Source organism: Paenibacillus sp. FSL H8-0175 (genome assembly GCF_045040615.1).
Taxonomy (GTDB): domain Bacteria; phylum Bacillota; class Bacilli; order Paenibacillales; family Paenibacillaceae; genus Paenibacillus_AQ; species Paenibacillus_AQ odorifer.
In genome coordinates this window covers 2,850,740-2,868,822 of sequence record NZ_CP150299.1, presented here as the reverse complement: position 1 = coordinate 2,868,822, position 18,083 = coordinate 2,850,740, and the positions used below count along the sequence as shown (strand labels likewise).

The 18,083-nt window shown below is 46.4% G+C and carries 14 protein-coding genes and 1 pseudogene; 2 read left to right on the top strand and 13 right to left on the bottom strand.

From position 1 onward, the window contains the following. Positions 1-142: 142 nt before the first annotated feature. The gene (locus MHH46_RS12455; RefSeq protein ID WP_036686181.1) at positions 143-400 is read left to right on the top strand and encodes a hypothetical protein; all 258 of its coding nucleotides are present in this window, start codon (positions 143-145) and stop codon (positions 398-400) included. Here the strand turns inward: MHH46_RS12455 and MHH46_RS12450 are convergent. From MHH46_RS12450 to MHH46_RS12430, 5 genes are all read right to left on the bottom strand, one after another. Beyond that, the gene (locus MHH46_RS12450; protein ID WP_076189876.1) at positions 373-1,473 is read right to left on the bottom strand and encodes a GerAB/ArcD/ProY family transporter; all 1,101 of its coding nucleotides are present in this window, start codon (positions 1,471-1,473) and stop codon (positions 373-375) included. The genes MHH46_RS12455 and MHH46_RS12450 overlap by 28 nt on opposite strands. 22 nt (positions 1,474-1,495) lie before the next feature. Next, positions 1,496-2,782, bottom strand: a complete 1,287-nt coding sequence (locus tag MHH46_RS12445; RefSeq protein WP_081387714.1) for a Ger(x)C family spore germination protein — start codon at positions 2,780-2,782, stop codon at positions 1,496-1,498. Next, the gene (locus tag MHH46_RS12440; RefSeq protein ID WP_076189875.1) at positions 2,700-4,361 is read right to left on the bottom strand and encodes a spore germination protein; all 1,662 of its coding nucleotides are present in this window, start codon (positions 4,359-4,361) and stop codon (positions 2,700-2,702) included. Before MHH46_RS12440 ends, MHH46_RS12445 begins: the two co-directional genes overlap by 83 nt. 147 nt (positions 4,362-4,508) lie before the next feature. Further along, positions 4,509-5,345, bottom strand: a complete 837-nt coding sequence (gene dapF, locus MHH46_RS12435; RefSeq protein ID WP_076129138.1) for a diaminopimelate epimerase — start codon at positions 5,343-5,345, stop codon at positions 4,509-4,511. Between the two features lie 137 nt (positions 5,346-5,482). After that, positions 5,483-8,299, bottom strand: a complete 2,817-nt coding sequence (locus tag MHH46_RS12430; RefSeq protein WP_076189874.1) for a calcium-translocating P-type ATPase, SERCA-type — start codon at positions 8,297-8,299, stop codon at positions 5,483-5,485. Between the two features lie 291 nt (positions 8,300-8,590). Between MHH46_RS12430 and MHH46_RS12425 the strand changes: the two genes are divergently transcribed. Further along, entirely contained in the window at positions 8,591-10,480 is a 1,890-nt protein-coding gene (locus MHH46_RS12425) for an NFACT family protein (RefSeq protein WP_076189873.1), read from the top strand. Between the two features lie 87 nt (positions 10,481-10,567). Here the strand turns inward: MHH46_RS12425 and MHH46_RS12420 are convergent, their stop codons facing one another. The 8 genes and pseudogenes from MHH46_RS12420 to MHH46_RS12385 all read right to left on the bottom strand — a co-directional run bounded on the left by MHH46_RS12420 (position 10,568) and on the right by MHH46_RS12385 (position 18,062). Next, positions 10,568-11,455: a PHP domain-containing protein gene (locus MHH46_RS12420; protein ID WP_076190152.1), complete on the bottom strand. Its 888-nt coding sequence runs from the start codon at positions 11,453-11,455 to the stop codon at positions 10,568-10,570. A gap of 72 nt (positions 11,456-11,527) precedes the next feature. Continuing rightward, positions 11,528-11,980, bottom strand: a pseudogene (locus tag MHH46_RS12415) (GNAT family N-acetyltransferase); the annotation flags it as partial. Between the two features lie 23 nt (positions 11,981-12,003). Beyond that, positions 12,004-12,903 carry a selenium metabolism-associated LysR family transcriptional regulator gene (locus MHH46_RS12410; protein WP_076129135.1) on the bottom strand — a complete coding sequence of 300 codons (900 nt, stop codon included), beginning with the start codon at positions 12,901-12,903 and terminating at the stop codon, positions 12,004-12,006. 160 nt (positions 12,904-13,063) lie between these two features. Further along, the gene (locus MHH46_RS12405; RefSeq protein ID WP_076129159.1) at positions 13,064-13,501 is read right to left on the bottom strand and encodes a hypothetical protein; all 438 of its coding nucleotides are present in this window, start codon (positions 13,499-13,501) and stop codon (positions 13,064-13,066) included. Between the two features lie 164 nt (positions 13,502-13,665). Further along, positions 13,666-13,929, bottom strand: a complete 264-nt coding sequence (locus tag MHH46_RS12400) for a YlbG family protein (RefSeq protein WP_036686170.1) — start codon at positions 13,927-13,929, stop codon at positions 13,666-13,668. Positions 13,930-13,969: 40 nt separating this feature from the next. Then, positions 13,970-14,407, bottom strand: coding sequence for a YlbF family regulator (locus MHH46_RS12395; protein ID WP_076129134.1), 438 nt, complete (start codon positions 14,405-14,407; stop codon positions 13,970-13,972). A gap of 20 nt (positions 14,408-14,427) precedes the next feature. Next, entirely contained in the window at positions 14,428-16,353 is a 1,926-nt protein-coding gene (locus MHH46_RS12390) for a helicase-associated domain-containing protein (RefSeq protein WP_076189872.1), read from the bottom strand. Next, positions 16,350-18,062 carry a DNA repair helicase XPB gene (locus MHH46_RS12385; RefSeq protein WP_076189871.1) on the bottom strand — a complete coding sequence of 571 codons (1,713 nt, stop codon included), beginning with the start codon at positions 18,060-18,062 and terminating at the stop codon, positions 16,350-16,352. The genes MHH46_RS12390 and MHH46_RS12385 overlap by 4 nt, the downstream gene beginning before the upstream one ends. Positions 18,063-18,083: the final 21 nt, after the last annotated feature.

Here is an 18,083-nt window from a genome sequence, read left to right as displayed (position 1 = left end):
ATACTAATGTAACATAAATCGGTATGGATGATAAGCTTTCCAAAAGAAATGCATTTAGCCCAAAATATCCACCATGCATGTTCATCTATAAAAAGCTTCATACTAACGTTAATGCTGATATTTCCATAAAGGAGAGAATACTTTGAAGAAAAAAACAAGAAAGTTTCTGATCCGAAAATACGCTGTAACTTTACTGCTAGCCACTCTCTGCTTATTGTATATTTATTTGCTAGATTGGCTGTATGGCTATGGGCTGGGTAACGTCGGCTATATCCTTAATTATCTATTCTATACCGCCTCTGAGAAAGCAACGGCTTGTATTTTGCTGCTCTGCTTGTTCATCCCCGATATCTACTACTGGAAAACAGGACATCAACCAGAACGTGGCGGGGAAAGATGACTTCTTATCGCCGCAACAATGACAAGAATTACAGGGATCAACACCATAAAGAAGGGGAAAATCGTATATAACAATCTCCCTCCCTCATTAATATGTTCAGTAAAGCTCCGCGCGTTCAACATCGAGCTGAACAGAATGATCAGAGCACAGGGATAGACCATTCTCCGGTAAGGAATTTTGAACAATTCGGAAATTCCTATAAGTGCCGCCGCAAAAAACACTGACATTTTGAAAAAAACGCCGATAATCAGCACCATAACTACTAGAATATCCACACGTTGAATAAAATCAGAGATTGAAATCTTGCTAATCGTGGGCATCAGAGGGAGGGGTGAACGTTTCACAATATCTGTGCCCAGCACGGAGATATTCAGCATCATAGTCAGACTTAAGAGCAAACCTGAAACAAATATCCCTGCTCCGATGACCCAAGGACCTTTTTTAACATTGTTCAGATAGGGCATTAGCATGGTAAAACAAATCATTTCACCAAAAGGGAACATATAGTTCTGGCGAATGACAGATTCGATCACAGGCTGGAACCCATTCTCAAAAACAGGAAGCAATCGATTCAAATTAATGGAGCCCGATAACATCAGCATGATCGAGCAAAATATACCGATCAGCATTACGAGAGTTGCGAATACCAATGAAGTTCGGGATAATACCTCTACTCCTTTATGCAAAACATACGCAGAAGATAAGATCATCAACGTAGATATAACAAATAAAGGTGTGCGATGCATGGTAGCCATAACCAGCATGGAACTGCCATCCCGTAAATCACGACCCGCTAAATTGAGAAAAAGAATAATGTAGAGAACGGAAATCACCGTACCTAAGGATCTTCCCAGCAGCTTGCGGGTATATGCCGTTAAGGGGAGATCCGGAAACTTTCTGTATAAATTAGTGTACCCCGAAAAAATAATCAAACCGATCAAATTTCCGAGCAGTATGGATATCCACGCATCCTTACCAGACTCCATCCCAAGATTCACTACCAGTGCTGTTCCAAGTTCAAACAACAAAGTCAACGTGAAAAATTGGAGTAGTCCTATTTTTATTTTTCCCATAGCTGCCCCTCCTTTATCGTCATTACTTATACTTGGACTGAAAGGAATCACTCCGCATATCCGTATGCCTGATCACAGCATCCGTATTGATATTAATCTGGCAGGTTTCAAATATACGGTCCCAATGATCTTTTACTTGTTTCCAGCCACGTGGATTAGCTCTTTCTGCTGCTTCACCAAAACCTAGATAATCACTTTTTAACGAACGGGCAGTTGTTATGGCAGCGCGGATCTGTTCTTTAATATTCTTTTCCAAAAGCTTCGAAAGATTATTTAACACCGTTGGATCTGTTAGATCCAAGCCATTGGGCGATTCCTTTAATCCAGCCTGCTGAGTGACGTTAATCGTGAAGATAGGATGCTCTATGTCTTTCGCATCAGCGTGGATATGTACCTGTGATAAATACACATTAAACGATATATAATCATTCTCACCTATCGAGACCAGTACCGGCATCTGAGAGATTTTATTCTTAAGCAGAACGGTACCGATCGCATCCTCCCCTTGCAGCCACCCTTTAAGCTTGTCTTCTTTAAAAGCTGCAAGACCCGTAACTTTTATTATGGCCTCCGGTCTTATTTTTTTTAAATTATCATTACTTTCCCTCTGCTCCAAATCTCCAGTCACTAGCACGCCATTGATCACTGGCCCCCCACCAGGAACCTGTATCCCCCGGATAATATCATCCACTTCCATCCGATAGTTATATCCGAATTGCTTGGAGGTCGTCTGCAGCTTTTCCACCAAATCGTTGGATGGAATTCTTCCGAACACGGTCATAGTCGTCATACATTCACTAGCAGGCTGTCCCTTGGAAATAAAAATCAGGCTTGTCAGCCGGGTTTCACTTTCCCTTTCCAGCACATCCATGATATCCTTGATGCCTTCTTGCGCGAACTTCTCGGAAATGATGACTACCCGAATATGTCCTAAAGACAAAAAACGTGCAGTCTGACGTGAGGCATTGGCTAATGCTTCAAACATAGAGCGGCCGCTACCTTTATATACCGAAACAGGTGAAGTCCCTCTAGCGTTCTTCCCAGAGATTTCGTCAGCAACGATAACCTGAAAGGATACTACGTATTTCTCTTCTTCTGTAGGTCCTCTATCTATGGACACACCCGAAACGATGGCTCTTCTGTTTAATTCCACACTATCCCAGCAGCCTGTGAGACTAAGACAGATCAATACGCAAGGTAAAAGTCCTGCTAAGAAAAAATTGCATTTACTCAGAATCTTGCTTTCCTTTCTTATGCGACTGTGTCCCTTTAGTCTTATCAAGAATTTTTGGAGATAGGTTCTGTTCATGTCCGGTTGTGATCTCCTTCCCTTCTGAAATGTTCCCTTGCTGCGCAGTAGCAGGAGCTGGTTCTGCTGTGCCAAGCGCCCACAAAGGCAGCCTTAAGACAGCATCCTTCTGACCTCTGGATGACAAAGGCACGATTGGAGACAAATAAGGAACGCCAAAAGTCCGCAGACTGTTCATATGTGCAACCAGTACGATTAAACCCAATGTAATCCCGTAAAAACCAAACATACCGGCCAATATCAAAAAACCAAAGCGGATAATTCTGCCCGCAATCGCCATGTTATACGCTGGAATGGCAAAGCTCGCAATCCCGGTCAACGCGACCACAATCACCATAACGGGCGTAATAATTCCAGCCTCTACCACGGCCTGACCAAGAATCAGAGCACCTACTACAGATACGGTCTGCCCAACTGCACGCGGCATTCTTACTCCCGCTTCCCGGATGATCTCAAACGCACCTTCCATTAGAATAGCTTCGACAAAAGCGGGGAAAGGCACATTTTCTCGTTGCGATAACAGGTTGATCAGCAAAGTCGTAGGGATCATCTCATAATGAAACGTCGTCAAAGCTATATACACGGAAGGCCCTAGAATAAGCACGATAAAACTGATATACCGAATAATTCGCATCAGAATAGCAATATCGAACCTTTGCGCATAATCCGAAGCTGACTGAAAAAAAAGAGTGAAAACCGCAGGCAAAATCAATACAAAGGGGGTGCCATCAACGACAATCACTACCCTCCCTTCTAACAGATTCGTTGCAGCCACGTCTGGCCGCTCGCTGTTATTGATCGTTGGAAAAGGGGTAAAGGTCTTATCCTGAATCAGCTCTTCGATATAACCGGATTCCATGATGGCATCTACATTAATCTGTTGCAGTCGTTTTCTAGCTTCTTCAACCAGCTTCTCGTCCGCAGTATCCTTGATGTACATTAAAGCCACATCGGTCTGAGTTACCGACCCGATCTTCACATGCTCGAGCCTTAGTTTGGGTGATCTTATTCTTCTGCGTATTAATGAGACATTCGTAGCCAAAGATTCAACAAAGCTATCCTTTGGACCACGCACAACTAGCTGAGTCGAGGGTTCAGTGACAGAACGAGCTTCCCCTCCTTCAGTCTCACACATGATGCCACTGTCATAACCTTCAATGAGAATCAGTGTCTTCCCAGAAAGAATTCCGAGCAGCACCTCGTTCCAATCCTCCTGCAGCTGCGCTTCACCTATTTCCAGGGCACGGTTTAAGATGAGGTCATTCAGATTATTTGCTGCAGTATTGCTTTCCTTGAGCATCTCATCCGTAATAGAGAGCAATGAACCCATTACAAATTGATTAACGGTTTCTGTCTTAGCTAGACCATTAAGATGTACCGCAGCAGCCTCAACAAAGGATTGCTCACCAAGCTTTACCTGGCGGATTCTAAGATCCGGACTATCTCCCAGCTCGGTAATGATATTGTTTAGTGTCTGCTCCAGATGAATGGTTAATCTGGCTCCAGAACCTGAACCCTCCGGGTCTGCTTGCTGTCCCTTACCGGATTTATTTCTTTTAGTTAACCCGTTGATGTTCAACAAGCTCCCCTCCTTTTTTTCATAAACATTGTAGTATTATTCTCGGTTACTCCTTCCATTATTCGGCTGCTTAAAGTCACATCAGGTTAGAAACACAAAAAAGGCAGTCCAAGAACGCGCTCTTGGACTGCCTTTTTTGTTATTTTTTTATATTGCTACACTGCCCGTGAATACGACCTCAGCAGGTCCAGTCATATACACATGATTATCCTCTTCATTCCATTCAATATAGAGATCGCCGCCCTTTAGACTAATCCAAGCTGCCCGGTCTGTAAGATCATTCAGCACAGAGGAGACAAGGGTTGCACAGGCTCCAGTGCCACAGGCAAGCGTAGGTCCTGCCCCACGTTCCCAGACACGCATATCCACTCTCCCCCGATCCAGTACCGTTGCGAATTCAACGTTTACTTTTCTCGGGAACAAAGGATGTACCTCAAGCTTAGGTCCCCATGTGGCAAGATCAAAATTCACTGCATCTTCTACGTAAATCACGCAATGAGGATTTCCCATGGATACCGCTGTAAACGTAAATTCGGTTCCGTCCGCTTCAATCGGCTGAGAGAGCACTGGCTCTGCATCAATAGATACTGGAATTTGCAGACCGGACAATACAGGTTCGCCCATATCTACGGTTACAGTCTCCACAACACCGTCTTTCACGTTTAATGTAACCTTTTGTTCTCCGGCACCAATCGTTTCTATTACAATCTGCTCTGAGCTTACCAGTCCGTGGTCATATACATATTTAGAGACACAGCGAATGGCATTTCCGCACTGCTCCGCCTCCGAACCATCAGAATTCATAATACGCATCATGAAATCGCCACGCTCAGAAGGAAGGATATATACCAGTCCGTCAGCACCGATTCCAAAGAACCGGTTGCATAGGGTTACAGCAAGCTCCGCTGCATTACTTGGCAGCTCTTGCTCACCGAAAACAACGATGAAGTCATTACCGAGGCCGTGCATTTTTGTAAATTCCATTAAAAGTCCACTCCTAAAGGTTATGTTATGTTAGCATTCGCTTAAGCTTAAGGTTCTGTGTAATTTAGCATTTCGCAAGCATATGAGCGGTTAACTGCAACAAGTATACCTTTAGGAATGGAGCATTAGTATTGACTTTATGCTGAAATTTTTGTACTTTTTATCATCGTACTGCCGCTGCGCCCCCGATTACGTTTGCCTCCCCAAACACTGCCGGCACCCATCAAGAAGGTTGGGATCCCCGCTGTTACAAACACCAGACACCATTCGCGGAAATTGAGCGGCACTGTTTTGAAGACAGGCTGGAGCACAGGCACGTACATTACGGCCAGCATCAGTAAGACTGATGACAATACGGCAAGCACTAGATACTTATTCTGGAACGGATTGCGGTGGAACACTGAGCGCGAGCTGCGGCAATCGAAGACGTGGATCAACTGTGCCATAACGAGTGTCGCAAAAGCCACCGACTGTGCGCGAATCAATTGTGCAGGATTCTCTGGTGCTATACGTAAAGTTAGCCAAAATGCTCCTAGCGTACATAAGCCAATTAAGAGTCCACGGCTTATAATTTTCCAGCCTAAGCGGCGGGCAAAAATATTCTCTTTCGCACCACGCGGTTTATGCTCCATCAAATCCTTCTCGGGCTGATCCACGCCAAGGGCCATCGCTGGCAGTCCGTCTGTCACCAGATTGACCCAAAGGATTTGAATGGGAACGAGTGGCAATGGCAGAGCGAGCATCATGGCAAAGAACATTGTCAGAATTTCTCCTACATTGGATGCCAACAAATAACGAATGAATTTACGAATATTCTCATAGATGTTTCTGCCTTCTTCGATGGCAGCAACGATCGTAGAGAAGTTATCATCTCCGAGAACAAGTGATGATGCTTCCTTGGTCACATCTGTGCCTGTGATACCCATGGCTATTCCGATGTCCGCAGCCTTAATGGCTGGAGCGTCATTCACTCCATCTCCGGTCATAGCCACTACGTGACCATGACGTTGTAGCGATTTAACGATCCGAAGCTTATGCTCTGGAGATACGCGGGCGAATACATACACATTGTCCGATACCTTATCCAGCTCATCATCATCCATCCGGGTTAACTGAGCACCTGTCAGCACCGTTCCACCACGCTGCAGAATTCCCAGCTGGTGAGCAATAGCCTCGGCAGTTGTTCCATGGTCACCGGTAATCATAACCGTCTTAATCCCGGCCCGGCGTGTGACGCTGATGGCATCGCGGACTTCACGACGTGGCGGATCAATCATTCCAGCCAAACCAATAAAGACTAATTGATTCTCCGCATCCTTTTCACTATTCACATGTTCATTTGGACGCATATCCCGGTAAGCCATACCTAGCACACGAAGGGCTCCAGAAGCCATCTGCTCATTGGCATCAAGCACCTTTTGCCGCAAAGTCGGCGTACAAGGCACAACACCGCCCTCCCAAAGCATGTATGAGCAGCGATTGAGCAGTACATCGGGCGCACCTTTTGTACATACCATCCGTCCTCCAGGATGGCCTACGATCACAGACATCAGCTTCCGTTCAGAATCAAACGGAAATTCCTGTTCACGAGTGTAGGTTACAGCAAGCGTCTGAGCGGTCAGACCCATCTTTCCTGACAGTGCCACGAGTGCTCCTTCAGTCGGGTCGCCCTTCAGTTCCCAAACGGAAGTGTTGTCTGCAGACTTTTCAAGAATAGCATCCTTATCCTTCCCTTTGCGTTTGCCTCGCACTTCAGACTGGAAGGTCTCGATGATTTCCGCGTTGCTGCATAATGCGCCGACCTGCAACATCCGCCGTAAGCTTTGATCATGTTTTAGATCCACTGCTTTACCTTTCTCCAGAACCTGTCCATTTGGAGCATACCCTTCGCCTGTTACCTCAAGACCACGTCCACCCGTCCATAATCGGGTCACCGTCATTTTATTCTGCGTTAAAGTTCCTGTCTTGTCTGAACAGATTACCGAGGCACAGCCCAGCGTTTCCACTGACGGCAATTTACGAACGATAGCTTTGCGTTTGATCATCCGCTGCACACCTAGCGCAAGCGCGATAGTTACAATAGCGGGGAGCCCTTCCGGAATCGCGGCAACTGCCAAGCTCACACCAGCCAAGAACATGGAGGTGGCAGGCTGTCCATGCAGAATACCTGCTGCCACAACTACAATTGTCAATCCCAGAGATACGTAGATCAGAATCTTTCCTAGTTGCTCAAGCCGGTGCTGCAAAGGTGTTTCCTGAGAATCCGTATTTTGGATTAGATCTGCTATCTTACCCATTTCCGTATTCATACCGGTACGGATTACAACAGCTCTCCCTGTTCCTCTGGTTACCATAGTGCCCATGAAGCCTAAATTCTTCTGATCACCAAGCGGAATCTCTTCTGCACGGATCGCTTCCGAATGCTTCGAGACAGGCAATGATTCCCCAGTAAGTGCGGATTCTTCCACATATAGAGCACTGCATTCCAACCAACGTACATCAGCAGGAATCCGATCACCACTCTCCAGCAAGACAATATCGCCTGGCACCAACAGCTTGGCTGGGATAATCTCGCTATTCCCTCCACGTAGCACTTTCGCAGAAGGTGCGGAGAGCTGCTTTAAAGCTCTGAGCGAACGTTCGGCGCGAAACTCCTGAACAAATCCAAGCGCTCCATTCAGTAGGATAATCGCGATGATCGTGATGGCATCCAAGTATTCGCCTAGCAACCCGGATACAAGCGTTGCACCCATGAGCACAAGCACCATGAAATCCTTGAACTGGTTCAACAGCAGGGTAAACGGAGATACTGTCTTTCCTTCCGACAGCTCGTTGTACCCGTTCTCCTTTCGTCTCTCCGCGGCTTCCTCATCACTGAGGCCCGTCCTTGGCTGGACATTGAACATTTTCTGCAGCTCTTCTGCACCGAGACGGTGCCAACTGTTTTGTTCCATGACTTTTCTTTCCCTCCCGGTCGTTTCTTTACTTCCGGCGGCGCACAGCTTTTCCACCTGTTCATGACAAATGTATTCAAGGTCGTCCAATAATATCACCCCTATCCAATTCCCCTTTTGCGCGAATGTCCTAAAGTATGGCATCATAGAGAGGTAAGCATAAACGTCTTTGGCGTCCTTATAAGGACAGGTAGGCGTTTGAGCGAGAAATATAAGACATAAAGTATTGTGTGAAACTTTTACTTTCTTATATTTAAGAAATTCATTTCACGGCGACAGGAGAGCTTTATCATGGCATTAGACGGCATTGTTACCAAAGCTATCGTGCACGAATTGCAATCATTCATAGGTGCACGTATAGGAAAAATATATCAACCGAACAATCACGATTTAATTTTTAACCTGCGCGGCGCAGGTGGCGGCGGCAAGCTGCTGCTCTCTGCTAATCCTACGTATCCTCGGGTGCATTTTACCGAAAGAAACAGCATTAATCCTTCGGAAGCCCCCATGTTCTGCATGCTTATGCGGAAGCATTGTGAGGGAGGGACCATTGAAAGCATTACGCAGGTAGGCATGGAACGAATTATTCACATAAACGTCAAGACTAGAGATGAGCTTGGTGACGTATTTGCCAAAAAGATCATCATAGAGCTCATGGGTCGGCACAGTAACATCATTCTTACTGATCTCAGCTCTGGAACGATCATAGACGGCATTCATCATGTAACTCCATCGATTAGCAGCTATCGGATTGTGATGCCCGGCATCGCCTACACAGAGCCGCCTCAGCAGCATAAGCTGAACCCTTTGGAAATCGGCCAGGAGCAATTTCTCAATTTAATCTCAGCTGCTGAAGAAGCTGCGCTGATAGAGGATGTTGAGGAGAAAGCTGAGCCAGAAGAAATCATTGAGGGAGAGCTTGCTAATCTGATCACAAAAGAAGCAGTAGAGCAAAAACCTGACGGCTCTGGCGGTCCATCTCCCTCAGCTGACCCGGTAGGCTGGATGGTACATGCTTTCAGCGGAATGAGCCCGCTGATTGCTGGTGAAATTGCTCTTCGTCTGAGAAACACCTTGGATAAAGGCGAAGTTACAGAAACCGAAGCAGCGTTTCCAACAAAATTATGGGTTGCCTTCCATTCCGTAATGGGACCCGTATGCGATAACGAGTTTTCTCCTGTTGCAGGTGCAAACGCAAAAGGTAAAATGATTTTTTCTGCGATCCCCTTAACACTTCTGGGTGAGAGTGCGAAACATTACAACTCCATCAGTGAATGTATGGAGGATTATTACGGGGATAAAGCCGAGCGCGATACTGTAAAGCAACGGGTGAGTGATTTGATCCGTTTCCTCAGCAATGAACGGAGCAAAAACGTTAAAAAACTCGCGAATTTGCAGAAGGATCTCGACGAAGCTCAGGATGCTGATCGTTACCGCATTTGGGGTGAGTTGCTTTTCGCTTCATTACACGCGGTATCCAAAGGGGATAAAGAAGCCTCCTTGGTCAATTATTATGATGAAAATCAGGCGGAAATGGTGGTTCCGCTCGATCCGTTATTAAATCCTTCGGACAATGCACAACGTTATTTCAAAAAATACAACAAATATAAAAACAGCCTGCTTGTTATTAATGAACAGCTTTTGAAGACGCATGAGGAAATTTTGTATATGGAGAGTCTGCTGCAGCAACTTGCCCACGCTTCCCTCAACGACATTGAGGAGATCCGCGACGAGCTTGTAAGCCAAGGTTATCTGCGTGACCGGAGCAAAAAGGGTAAAAAGAAGAAAAAGGCCACCAGACCCACATTACAGGTCTTCACCTCTTCGGAAGGAATCGATATTTATGTCGGCAAAAATAATTTGCAGAACGAATACGTCACCAATCGGCTGGCTTCTCCGAATGATACTTGGCTGCATACCAAGGACATCCCCGGATCACACGTGGTCATCCGAAGTGAGCAATTTGGAGATGCAACGCTAGAAGAAGCCGCTCAACTTGCCGCTTATTTCAGCCAAGCCAAACAGTCCAGCAGTGTGCCTGTGGACTGTACATTGATCCGCTATGTACGTAAGCCAAGCGGTTCCAAGCCGGGATTTGTAATCTATGATCATCAAAAGACACTGTTCGTCACACCTAATGAGGAAAGAATTAAGAGTCTTCCAAATACTTTGAGAAGCTAACTACTAGATATAAAGAAACCTCCAGCTGCAGATGTTGAACATCTAAGGCTGGAGGTTTTTATAATTCGCTCCGCAAATCGACTAATTTCATGCCTTCTTGTTTAAAAACTTCAGTACTTTTGTAGAAACCGTAACACTGCCGATATCCCCGTGAAAAATCACGCCTTGACGGGCACCATGAAAGTCAGAACCTCCGGTTATTAACAAATTATAATCCTCAGCCATAACTTGATAACGTTCTTCTTCCGCAGGTCCGTGATCAGAGTGATAGACCTCAATCCCTTTAAAAGCGCCTTGCTCCAGAATATCTCGCACCAGAAGGTCATCCCCGTACAAGCCCGGGTGGGCTAATACTGGAGACCCTCCTGCCTCAATGATCCACTCGCAAGCTTCCTCCGGTGTAATTCTGGGAGGTGACACATAGGCTGCTGCACCCTCGGCCAAATACTTGTTGAAGGCATCTCTCATATCGGTAGCTGCCCCAAGCCGAACCAGCTCGTCGGCAATATGTGGCCGGCCGATGCTTTCGTCAGGCTTCAATTCCCGCCCGATCCCCGCTATAACCTGTTCCAAGGTAATCGCAATCCCAAGGTCTTGCAGCTTGGTAATTATCGCTTCATTCCTAAGTGCCCGGGTATCTCTTAGCCCTTCCAAACGTGAGAGAAATTGTTCATTCTCAGGATCAACATAATAGCCCAGCACATGAATGTCTTTGCCACCAGCACGCGTACTGATCTCTACACCAGGCACAACGGTTATTCCGTACTTCTCTCCTGCTTCACAGGCTTCCTTCACGCCAGCTACTGTATCATGATCCGTAATGGCAACAGCGCTTAGCCCCTTCTCCTTAGCAAGACGTACATTCTCCGCTGGCGGCTGCATGCCGTCAGAGGCTTGAGTATGGGTATGGAGGTCACATGCATCCTTAGCAGATAGGTTACCTGCATTCTCCCACTCTTCCCGCAGAATCCCCATTTTTATGGCATCATAGTATTCTCCTCGCACGATTCGTGCTTTACGGACGCGAGCTTCCTCCACCATGCCACATTTCGCTGCCAACCCGATCATTCTTTTATTCCCTGACCAGGTGCCTATTCCAAGACGGACTGTATCAAGAGAATTAAATAAATAATCTATCCACATCTTAAACGCTTCCGTACCGTAACCACCTGACCAATAACTAGAATCAAAGATTACTATACCAATCTCCATCCAGTTGGTTTCTTGCGATATCCAGTAGCGCCCTACTTTGCCCTTTACCTTGCCGTCTATTTCTATGATCAACAGGTTACGCGGGGTTTCCGTCTCAACTAACGCCAAATGACCTATGTAGTCCTCGGTAAACTTTTCGAATCTTTGATGTGCCAGAGATTTATAGGGACCATCCCATTTCAAGTGTTCACGGTCTTCAGCTTCATGATAGTGATAATAAAGCTTCTGAAAATCAGCCTCTGTAATATCGCGCAATACTAGCTTTTCTCCACGTAGAACAATTGACATTGTAATATCCCCCGCTTTAACTATCAGATTTGATTCGAATGCTCACGCAAATAAGTCAGGAAGGTTACTGCAGAAATTGGCAGCAGTGTTGATTTTAGATGAATAGCGTAGAATTGTCTTTTAAAAGAGGCATCGGAGATATTCACAATTTTCAACAGTCCCAGCGCAACTTCATGCTTAACCGAAGAGGTCGATATGATCGTTATGCCAAGACCTGCTTCCACCGCTGATTTCACAGCTCCCGTACTTCCAAGCTCCATCACGATCTTCATAGTTCCCGGATCAAGTCCCTTGGAGAACAGCTGCTCCTCCATCACACGCCGCGTTCCTGAGCCCTGCTCACGCAATACAAAAGGATGCTGAAGCACTTGCTCCAAGGTAACCTCTTGCTGCTCCGCAAGTGGATGATCATGTGGCACGATCAACTTCAGTTCATCCCCCATCACGGGCTCGATCTCCATGTCCGGATGTGTGACCGGGGCTTCAATTAAACCAAAATTCAGTTGATGCTTGAGGATTTCCTCCATAATTTGCGAGGTATTCATCACTTTCATCATAATTGAAATGTTAGGATATTGCTTTCCGAAAGGGCCTAACAGCCGTGGCAGCACATATTCTCCTATCGTAAGACTCGCCCCAAGCTGCAGCCGCCCCTCCAGCATATGTGTGAATGCTGACATCGCTTGATCCGTCTCACGCATCAGCTGAATACTGCGCAGCGCGTATGGCATCAGGGTGTGCCCTGCTTCGGAGAGTACGATTTTTTTGGTGGAACGGTTAAACAATTTGGTGCCAAAATAATCCTCCAGTGCCTGTACCTGCATGGTCACAGCTGGTTGAGTCATATGTAAAGTCTGCGCCGCCGCCGAGAAGCTTCCCCGCTCGGAGACCGTATAAAAAATATGCAGCTGATGAAAGTTCATGCTTCGCAACTCCTTATATTACAAAAAGAACGTCCTTTAAAGACGACAATCGTTTCTCGTAGAAACTTAAGAATATTATAATCGTGCTGTATATAAATTCTTATATTTTTAAAAAGGACATGCAGACTCGCCGCATGCCTCTTGCCCGTTTCTTTATAGACTATTTGCGTCTTCGTTTCTTCTTCGACAGCTTTGTGCGGTGAGAATTACGCAGCAGTGAAAAATAGGTCTTTAAATCTCTCAACTGTGGCATCTCCGAGATTCTCCCAAGAAACGAAACGATGATCATAGAATATAATGGCTGGCCTGAGAGATCTCTCTCACCTGTCAATTCCGTAAACTCAGCGATTACTACAGAGTCATCGTCAATTAAATATGCGTTATAATCACTGCTTGAAAAGGGCTTGATCCGATTCTGCATTAGGCACTGCCACATCCATGCAGCGACCTCTTCGGCATTGCTTGCACCATTGCTGATGCGGTCCATATAACGGCTCTTCGCATGATTGGTTATAACGATATCGGCGACCCTGTAATCGTTCAGCATGATGTGGAAGGGCTCATAAGTGCTGGGCCAATCCGTCCCCTTGTTGCGCATCATCATCACACTCCACCATAAGGGTCTTAGTATGCACTTAATGTTGTCATCTTACCTCATTGCCGAAAGTTGTACAAGTTTCTACCGTCGAGAGTAATGGCGTTTTTTTGTAAATAAGCATAAAAAAAACAGGCGCTGTTTAAGCGCCTGTTTATCTCCTGGAATCACATACTGTAATTACGGGACTTGTCCGGTCCATTACTAGTATACTCTGTCTTAATTTCGTTACGATAAGATCTTTCAATCTTTCGCACATAGGAGAGTCTGCGGACATTCTTCATAACTTCCTCGGCCCGTTCTGCATTTACATACATAACTGCATAATGCATTTTCCGAGAAACATAATGTAATGTTCCGTATTTCTCAAGGTTACGTGCCGCTTTAACGTCACTTACCCAAATGATGTATCCTGTCCGTTCCGCAAACATAAGCTAAACCGCCTTTCTCTCTCTAAATCCTAAGGGAAGCTTATCCGCAGGAGCATTTTCCCCCGCTGCCGCATCCACCTTTAGGGGAAGGATCATTACTTGGTACTTTAATGCTATCGGATACTGAAAAAGCAATCGCTTCCGACATGGAATGCAGAATGTCGTCAAGGGTCTTCTCTGCCAGCTTGAAACGAACAACTTCTTCGAACCGCTCCAGTTCCGCTTCTACTGCCGAAACCTCATCCTTTGCTGAATGATAATTCGGGTGGAAATGTCCGAATCGCTGTGTTTCTTCAAACAACTCCTTCTTAGTCTGAAGTCGTTTGACCATGGCCTGAATTTCGGGGTTCGTATCAACCCGTCCTTTCCAGTATAAGTAATCCGACACCTCGGCGGATTGATTAATCATATCGCCTAATTCATAGGCGTATGTCAGCACTTCAGCCATATCGACCGTATTTATTTCAGCTACGCTCATGAACTCAGCTCTTTTCTTCGTTAATGATCTACCGATTCAGTAGACTTTTCTATCATACCATAATCACTCGCTTGAGCAGAAGAGGAATTTCTTCGTCCTTTGGGAATAACTAACTTCATTTCCTTCCAGTCTTCCGGAGTGAGCTCTATATCTTCAACCGTTTCACCATCGTGATAGAGCAGCTGTCCGGAAACTCTCCATGGATTTCCGCTTATGCGGGAAGGGATAAAATCTAACATCTGATCTTTTAGTGCAAAACGCACTTTGACTCCCCATCTTAACCCTTGCTCCATCACCTTTTGTGCAGTCGAGCTATGATAATGCCGCCATTCTTTGCTCCAGATCTGCGGTACATTTTCTCCACCGAAGAGAATCTCCTCCTCTTGTTCAGGAGCAATAACCGGCAGGTTAAGAAAAGGATTCCCTTTGGACAGCAATCCTAGTTCTACATTCAGCTCTGGAAGAACATACGTTGCCTCGGGGTTTCCTGTTTCATGAGGAAACCAACTCCACCCTACGTTTGGATCCTCCCCTTGTCCTCCAATGATTCTGGAAGGCGCTAGCCCCGCGGAGTACAGTTCTTTTCGTATCTGTTCCATGTATTCCGGGTCCACTATGAAATGTAAAGGACCGATACGTTCAAGATTCTCCTGTAAACGCGGGTGAGCTGCGATAGCAGCTCCATCGGCTTCCGTCTGACAGGTCAAGAGAATTACTTGCGATAGTGAAGTACGGCCAATGCTTTTTGCCCATTGCTCAAGGGACATTTGAACCACCGAAGGAAGCCCGCCCATTGCATGCTCCCTTATCCAGGAGATGATGTCATTCGGTGACATTCCACGCTCAGCTGCAAGTTCCAACCTCTCTTTCGTCAGCCGGAAGCTCCATATCGTATCACTTTGCTGGAGCTCAGCGCAGCCAGCCAGTGTCCATCGTACAGAATAGGGGACCTCCGGTGGAACCAGCACCTCGAAATCCGGCTGCACAATAAACTGTTCCTGTGTATCTCCAGACCCAACAGCAGCGAATGATCCCCTCTCAGCAGATAGCATTGGCTTAGCAGCGGTCCAGCGAAAACACAACATGCCCTCAGCGGTTTCTCCCAGTTCACACCAGCCAAAGCCTGTTAAACAACGTAACCAGTTCAAGCTTGACTTCTCAAGCTCATTACGGGCAACGTTACCTGTGAGATTAGAAGCCATCATCCAGTCTAATAGTGCGGGCAGCATTATCCATTTCCCGGGGATAAAATCTGCATTAGAAATTATATAACGAAAATGTTGATCGGCTGGGCCCACGCTTCCAGAGCGATTAATTACAATCCCATAAAGAATGTCACTCATCGTCGCTTCAGGAAGCTGCAGCCAACGATCCAACAGCTCCAGATCAAGCGTGTATCCGGCACTCTGCCTGCGAATAAGTCCAAGACACAGCAGGATATCCACCGTCGCTATGACAGAAAGTGTGTTCTGTTCCTCTAAAAGAGAACCCACGGAGAGCCCTTGCAAATGCTCCTCCCCAAAAGAGAGCTGCGCCGCTAAGCGGTTTAGATGCTTTTTGTGAATAATCCCCTTGGCTGTCAGCGGCAACCCTTCCCAAGCGGTGAACAGCAAAGCCCGAAATAAATCTATCGCCAGTCCGGCTCCTGCTTCCATGGTAAGACTCACTAAATGCCCGGCAATGAATTGCGGCTGATACGGGAAAAATTCTTGTTCAATTGCCGGCAGCTGATCAACAGGAATCTGGTACAGCTTTTCGCCTAATATTTTATGCCTTGCAGTTAACAGCCCCTCGCGGCGCAATTCGTTCATTGCAAGCTTTTGCTCAGCACGACAAAGCGCCACAGGGCGCAATCGTTCTTCCTTCCCTTCCTCAAACGGCTGGGCAGCATAAGCTGCACATAATCGCTTTAAGACCTCTAATGCTTCTGTTGACAGCTGGTTCAATGGATGGTTCGCTCCTCTCCACTCGGCATCTTTTTAACGACATATTCATAGCCCTGCTCAGTCAAAAACATCCGGCGGCGCAAAGCGAAATCCTGTTCCCGGCTATCTTCAGATACCAGTGTATAGAAATAGGCTTTATTCTCCCCCGCTTTGGGACGGAGGATTCGACCTAGTCGCTGGGCTTCCTCCTGCCGTGATCCATAAGCTCCCGAGACTTCAATAGCAATTGACGCGTCAGGTAAATTCACCGCGAAATTCGCTACTTTTGACACCACCAGTACCTGTATATCTCCCTCGTTAAAAGCCGCATATAGCTCGTCTCTTTCACGCTGCTTCGTTTTGCCAGTAATTAAAGGCGCCCCGATCCTGTCAGCCAGTTCACTTAACTGGTCGAGATATTGTCCAATAACCAGCACCGAAGAACCTGTATGGACCTTTAGAAGCTTGGCTACAATTTCAGCTTTGGCAGGATTGCAGGAAGCCATACGAAATTTTTCTTTTGCCGCCGCGTACATATATTCTTGTTTAAGCTCCGGATTCATCGGCACAATGATCTCTACACATTCCACTTCAGCGATCCAGCCCTGCTGCTCCAGCTCCTTCCAAGGCAAATCGTAGCGTTTCGGTCCGATTAAAGAGAACACATCCCCTTCCTTCCCGTCTTCTCTAACCAAAGTGGCTGTAAGCCCCAGTCGACGTGTAGCCTGAATGTCTGCTGTAGCCCGAAATACAGGCGCTGGAAGCAGGTGAACCTCATCATATATAATCAAGCCCCAATTGCGTTCGTTAAACAGCTTCATATGGAGAAACGGACCGTCTTTGGACGAACGATGCGTTAATATTTGATAGGTGGCAATGGTAACTGGCCGCACTTCTCTTTTTTCACCCGAATATTCACCTACTGCCTCTCCAGCCAAATCTGTTCGCTCCAGCAATTCATCCATCCATTGCCTTACGGACGTTGTATTTGAAGTTAAAATCAGGGTTTCACATTGGAGACTTTCAAGTACTGCTACTCCTACAATGGTCTTCCCTGCGCCACAAGGCAGCACCACCACACCGCTTCCCCCTTGTCCTTCTGTCCCTTGAAACAGCTGAACGGCCTCCTGCTGATATTCACGTAAGCCAAATGAATCGTTTGCCGAATCAGCCTTGCAGGTATCGAGATTCTCCTTCCAGGTCAAGCTAAGCGCTTGCCCTTCATGATATCCGGCGTAGTCGAGAACTGGATACCCCAATCTCATCAGCTCTTGTTTCAAAAGCCCTCTATTCTCCGCAGGGCACGAGCATTCCAGAGGATTTATTCTCAGTAGACCCAACGCTTTTAGACCTTGTACATCACTCAACTCATTCAAAAGCTCAGGAGCATCCGTTCTTAACATAACGACCTCATTCTGAGTCTCTTGGCCATGAAGAGTCAGCTTTCCATATCTGGACAAAAGAGTTTCAATTTCCTCCTCCAATCCTGTGGGAACACCCCAGCGTGCAAGGTGATGCAGGCTAGTGATAATCTCCTCAGCAGTATAATTAAGCGCAGCTGCATTCCAAAGAGATAAAGGGGTAATTCGGTAGGTATGGTAAGCAGGAGGACTTTTTATCAGCTCCGCGAAGGTCCCTAGCTTTTTCCTTGCCACCTCAAAATCCGGATGAGCACATTCCAGTAAAATTGTCCGGTCCCTGCGTACGATGCAAGCTCCTGATCCATTCATAGCTTTTCCTCCCTAGTGTTC

Excerpts from the sequence above, each read along its gene's own strand:
- MHH46_RS12450 (WP_076189876.1), bottom strand. The coding sequence starts at position 1,473 with ATGGGAAAAATAAAAATAGGACTACTCCAATTTTTCACGTTGACTTTG.
- MHH46_RS12445 (WP_081387714.1), bottom strand. The coding sequence starts at position 2,782 with ATGAACAGAACCTATCTCCAAAAATTCTTGATAAGACTAAAGGGACAC.
- dapF (WP_076129138.1), bottom strand. The coding sequence starts at position 5,345 with ATGGAATTTACAAAAATGCACGGCCTCGGTAATGACTTCATCGTTGTT.
- MHH46_RS12430 (WP_076189874.1), bottom strand. The coding sequence starts at position 8,299 with ATGGAACAAAACAGTTGGCACCGTCTCGGTGCAGAAGAGCTGCAGAAA.
- MHH46_RS12425 (WP_076189873.1), top strand. The coding sequence starts at position 8,591 with ATGGCATTAGACGGCATTGTTACCAAAGCTATCGTGCACGAATTGCAA.
- MHH46_RS12420 (WP_076190152.1), bottom strand. The coding sequence starts at position 11,455 with ATGGGGATTCTGCGGGAAGAGTGGGAGAATGCAGGTAACCTATCTGCT.
- MHH46_RS12410 (WP_076129135.1), bottom strand. The coding sequence starts at position 12,903 with ATGAACTTTCATCAGCTGCATATTTTTTATACGGTCTCCGAGCGGGGA.
- MHH46_RS12405 (WP_076129159.1), bottom strand. The coding sequence starts at position 13,501 with ATGCGCAACAAGGGGACGGATTGGCCCAGCACTTATGAGCCCTTCCAC.
- MHH46_RS12400 (WP_036686170.1), bottom strand. The coding sequence starts at position 13,929 with ATGTTTGCGGAACGGACAGGATACATCATTTGGGTAAGTGACGTTAAA.
- MHH46_RS12395 (WP_076129134.1), bottom strand. The coding sequence starts at position 14,407 with ATGAGCGTAGCTGAAATAAATACGGTCGATATGGCTGAAGTGCTGACA.
- MHH46_RS12385 (WP_076189871.1), bottom strand. The coding sequence starts at position 18,062 with ATGAATGGATCAGGAGCTTGCATCGTACGCAGGGACCGGACAATTTTA.